This window comes from Pantoea sp. Ft-CA_14, assembly GCF_024520875.1.
GTDB classification, from domain to species: Bacteria; Pseudomonadota; Gammaproteobacteria; order Enterobacterales; family Enterobacteriaceae; genus Pantoea; species Pantoea agglomerans.
The window spans coordinates 1-5429 of record NZ_JALNPM010000025.1 but is presented as its reverse complement, the minus strand read 5'-3'; the positions used below and the strand labels follow the sequence as shown (position 1 = coordinate 5429).

1 protein-coding gene is annotated in these 5429 nt (G+C 65.0%); it reads left to right on the top strand.

Going from position 1 to position 5429, the window contains the following annotated elements; translation table 11 throughout:
- A partial coding sequence (locus tag NR195_RS22665; RefSeq protein WP_256844926.1) for an Ig-like domain-containing protein occupies positions 1-5429 on the top strand: 5429 nt, incomplete at both ends.

Below are 5429 nucleotides of genomic sequence, written 5' to 3'. Positions count from 1 at the left end.
GGCGTGGACGCCAAAGACGTCGTGGTGGAAGCCACCGACGAGGCGGGCAACAGCAACAGCGTTGTGATCGACGGCCCCGGCGACAGCACGCCGCCGGATAACCAGACCTCAGGCCTGGTCATCGACAGCATCACCCTGACCGACGACGTCGGTGCGATTACCGGCGAGATTGCCAGCGGCTCGGTCACCGACGACGCGCGGCCGACCCTTTCCGGCGACGCAACCGCCGACATCGATCACGTCAATATCTATGACAACGGCGAGCTCGTCGGCAGCGCAGCGGTGGAGGCGGACGGCAAGTGGAGCTGGACGCCGGAGCAGGATATGGCGGACGGCACCTCCCACGACCTGACGGTTGCGGCGGTGGACGCGGCGGGCAACGAAGGCCCGCAGGCAGACGGCGACTGGAGCTTTACCGTTGACACCAGCACGGCGGCTCCGGAAATCACGAACAACACCGAGGACGAGCTGGCCGGTAACGCCGAGCCGGGCGCGGTGATCGTGATCACCGATCCGGTCAGCGACAGCGTGACCAGCACGGTGGCGGACGCGGATGGTCACTGGAGCATCCAGCCGAATCCGGCGGGCGTGGACGCCAAAGACGTCGTGGTGGAAGCCACCGACGAGGCGGGCAACAGCAACAGCGTTGTGATCGACGGCCCGGCAGACAGCACGCCGCCGGATAATCAGACCTCAGGCCTGGTCATCGACAGCATCACCCTGACCGACGACGTCGGTGCGATCACCGGCGAGATTGCCAGCGGCTCGGTCACCGACGACGCACGGCCGACCTTCTCCGGCGACGCAACCGCCGACATCGATCACGTCAACATCTATGACAACGGCGAGCTCGTCGGCAGCGCAGCGGTGGACGCGGACGGCAAGTGGAGCTGGACGCCGGAGCAGGATATGGCGGACGGCACCTCCCACGACCTGACGGTTGCGGCGGTGGACGCGGCGGGCAACGAAGGCCCGCAGGCAGACGGCGACTGGAGCTTTACCGTTGACACCTCGGTGCCGGATAACCAGACATCGGGTTTGGTGGCGGACAGTATCACACTGACAGATGACGTCGGTCCGGTACAGGGCAAGATTGAAGATGGCTCTGTCACTGACGATGCACGTCCGACCTACTCAGGCACGACTACCGCAGACATCAGTTACGTCAATATCTATGACAGTGGCAAGCTGATCGGCAGCGCAGCGGTGGAGGCGGACGGCAAGTGGAGCTGGACGCCGGACAGCGCGATGAGCAGCGGGGCGCACGCCCTGACGGTCGCGGCGGTGGACGCGGCGGGCAATGAAGGCCCGCAGGTAAGCGGCACGGCAGATGCGGCGTGGGACTTCAGCGTCCTGACCAGCGCCCCGGCCCAGCCGGCGATTGAAAACGTGGTGGACGACTACAGCCAGGGCGAAGACGCGGACAGCGGCTTCCTGCAGAAGGGCCAGTTCACCAACGACGGCACGCTGACGCTGAACGGCACCGCGGGCGCGGGGCTGACGGTCATCGTGTGGGCCACGGATGCGGACGGCAACCGGGTAAACGCGGGCTCGGGCGTGGCGGATGATAACGGCCGCTGGAGCATTACCACGGCGGCGCTGGGCGAGGACGGCCGCTATGACCTGACGGCGACGGCGGTGAACGCGGCGGGGGTTTCCTCGGCGGAGACCGGCGCGTTTAACGTGGTGCTGGACACCGTGGCACCGGAGGCGGCCGTGGCGGCGCTGATGGACGCCCAGGGTGAGGTGCAGGGCGAAGTCGCCAGCGGCGGGGTAACCGACGACCGCGCGCCGGTGCTGAAAGGCACGGCGGAAGCGGGCGCGACGGTGACGGTATATCTGGACGACAGCAGCACGCCGGCAGGCAGCACGGTGGCGGACGCGGACGGCAACTGGACACTTTCGCTGGGCACGCTGACGGACCGCGATTACAGCTGGCAGGTGAAGGTGACGGACGCGGCGGGGAACGAAACCCGCGGCGAGCGCGCGACCTTCAGGCTGGACAGCAGCAGCGTGGAGCTGAGCATTGACCAGGCGAACGACGATGCGGGAAGCATCACCGGCGCGGTACTGAACGGCGGCCTGACCGACGACAGCACGCCGGAGCTGCAGGGCACGGCGGCAGCGGGCGCGGTGGTGACCATCAGCGACCAATCGGGCGCGGTGCTGGGCAGCAGCACGGCAAACAGCAGCGGCGTATGGACGTTCGCGGTGGCGGAGCTGGCTGATGGTGAGCACGTCTTTACGGCATCGGTAACTAACGCAGCGGGCAACAGCAGCGAGGCGAAATTTACCCTGACCGTTGACACCATCGCACCTGTCCTGCCGACCATCACCGGGATGATTGACGATGTAGGCACTGTACAGGGCACGTCTACGACCAGTGGTGGCGTAACGGACGATCCGTCGCCGACCTTTACCGGCAAGGCGGAAAAAGGTTCGCTGGTTACGCTGTATGACGGCGACAGCGTGCTGGGCAGCGTTCGGGCGGATGCGCAGGGCAACTGGAGCTATACGCCGACCACCAATATGGTAGACGGCGATCATAGTATCAAAGCCGTTAGTACGGACGCGGCAGGAAACATCTCCGCGCCTGGCGCAGAATGGCCGTTTAAGCTGGATACCAGCACGGCGGCTCCGGAAATCACGAACAACACCGAGGACGAGCTGGCCGGTAACGCCGAGCCGGGCGCGGTGATCGTGATCACCGATCCGGTCAGCGACAGCGTGACCAGCACGGTGGCGGACGCGGATGGTCACTGGAGCATCCAGCCGAATCCGGCGGGCGTGGACGCCAAAGACGTCGTGGTGGAAGCCACCGACGAGGCGGGCAACAGCAACAGCGTTGTGATCGACGGCCCTGGCGACAGCACGCCGCCGGATAACCAGACCTCGGGCCTGGTGATCGACAGCATCACCCTGACCGACGACGTCGGTGCGATTACCGGCGAGATCCTGGATGGCAGCGTCACCGACGACGCACGGCCGACCTTCTCCGGCGACGCAACCGCCGACATCGATCACGTCAATATCTATGACAACGGCCAGCTTATCGGCAGCGCAGCGGTGGGCGCGGACGGCAAGTGGAGCTGGACGCCGGAGCAGGATATGGCGGACGGATCCTCACACGACCTGACGGTTGCGGCGGTGGACGCGGCGGGTAACGAAGGCCCGCAGGTGAGCGGCACTGATGACGATGGCTGGAGCTTTACCGTCGACACCACTGCGCCGGATATCGACGCTTTTACAGACAGCAGCATCACGCTGACCGATGACGTCGGTCCGGTACGGGGCGAGATCGCCGACGGTGCAACGACTGATGATGCACGCCCGACCTACAGCGGTAGCGTGAGCACGGCAGGAATAGCGCAGGGTGTGGTCAGCGTCAATATCTATGACAGTGGCAAGCTGATCGGCAGCGCAGCGGTAGAGGCGGACGGCAAGTGGAGCTGGACGCCGGACAGCGCGATGAGCAGCGGGGCGCACGCCCTGACGGTCGCGGCGGTGGACGCGGCGGGCAATGAAGGCCCGCAGGTAAGCGGCACGGCGGATGCGGCGTGGGACTTCAGCGTCCTGACCAGCGCCCCGGCGCAGCCGGCGATTGAAAACGTGGTGGACGACTACAGCCAGGGTGAAGACGCGGACAGCGGCTTCCTGCAGAAGGGCCAGTTCACCAACGACGGCACGCTGACGCTGAACGGCACCGCGGGCGCGGGGCTGACGGTCATCGTGTGGACCACGGATGCGGACGGCAACCGGGTAAACGCGGGGTCGGGCGTGGCGGATGACAACGGCCGCTGGAGCATTACCACGGCGGCGCTGGGCGAGGACGGCCGCTATGACCTGACGGCGACGGCGGTGAACGCGGCGGGGGTTTCCTCGGCGGAGACCGGCGCGTTTAACGTGGTGCTGGACACCGTGGCACCGGAGGCGGCCGTGGCGGCGCTGATGGACGCCCAGGGTGAGGTGCAGGGCGAAGTCGCCAGCGGCGGGGTAACCGACGACCGCGCGCCGGTGCTGAAGGGCACAGCGGAAGCGGGCGCGACGGTGACGGTATATCTGGACGACAGCAGCACGCCGGCAGGCAGCACGGTGGCGGATGCGGACGGCAACTGGACACTGGCGCTGGGCACGCTGACGGACCGCGATTACAGCTGGCAGGTGAAGGTGACGGACGCGGCGGGGAACGAAACCCGCGGCGAGCGCTCGACCTTCAGGCTGGACAGCAGCAGCGTGGAGCTGAGCATTGACCAGGCGAACGACGATGCGGGAAGCATCACCGGCGCGGTACTGAACGGCGGCCTGACCGACGACAGCACGCCGGAGCTGCAGGGCACGGCGGCGGCGGGCGCGGTGGTGACCATCAGCGACCAATCGGGCGCGGTGCTGGGCAGCAGCACGGCAAACAGCAGCGGCGTATGGACGTTCGCGGTGGCGGAGCTGGCAGACGGTGAGCACGTCTTTACGGCATCGGTAACCAACGCAGCGGGCAACAGCAGCGAGGCGAAATTTACCCTGAATGTGGATACCACACCGCCAGAACCAGTGATCATCCAGTCATTACAGGATGACGTCGGTACATTGCAGTTCACCTCACCAGTGGCAGGTAATGTCATTGACGATCCGGCGCCGACCTTTACCGGCAAGGCGGAAAAAGGCTCGCTGGTTACGCTTTATGACAATGGCATCCTGCTTGCGACAGTGACGGCAGATGCACTGGGTGAGTGGAGCTATACGCCGACCACTAACCTGCTGGAAGGGACACACGGTATTACGGCGACGGCAACGGATGCTGCAGGTAACGTCAGTGAAATCAGCAGTAGCTGGGATTTTATTATCGATATCACAGCGCCTAACGTTGGGATTTCAGGAAACTCAGAGGAGTCACTGAGCGGTGTTACTGAGCCTGGCGTTGTGGTTGTCATTGTCGATAAGAACGGCACGGAATATAGCGTAGTAGCCGATCAGCAGGGTAAGTGGGTGATAGCACCTAACCCAATCTCAGCTGGCGAGTCAGGAGAGATCTACGCTATCGATCCAGCAGGGAACAAGGGCGATACAGTGGCCTTCCAGGGATCTGCACTGGCTACGTATAGCTTGCTGAATGAAAGTATGCAGGTGAACACTACCACCACTGGAGACCAGCTTAACCCGTCGACGACCCGGCTGGCGGACGGCCGCATCGTGGTGACGTGGCAGGGCGCAGGTGTCTCCGGCACCGAAGTTTACATGCAGCTCTTTGAGGCCGACGGTATACGTAAAATCGGCACCGAGCAGCAGGTGAACCAGCGCACGGCCAACAATCAGGACAGCCCGCAGGTGATCGCGCTCACCGACGGCGGCTTTCTGATTGTCTACGAGTCCAACGTTAACGGACTGGACAACAGCGGCGACGGTGTGATGGCGCGCCGCTACGGCGCCGACGGCCA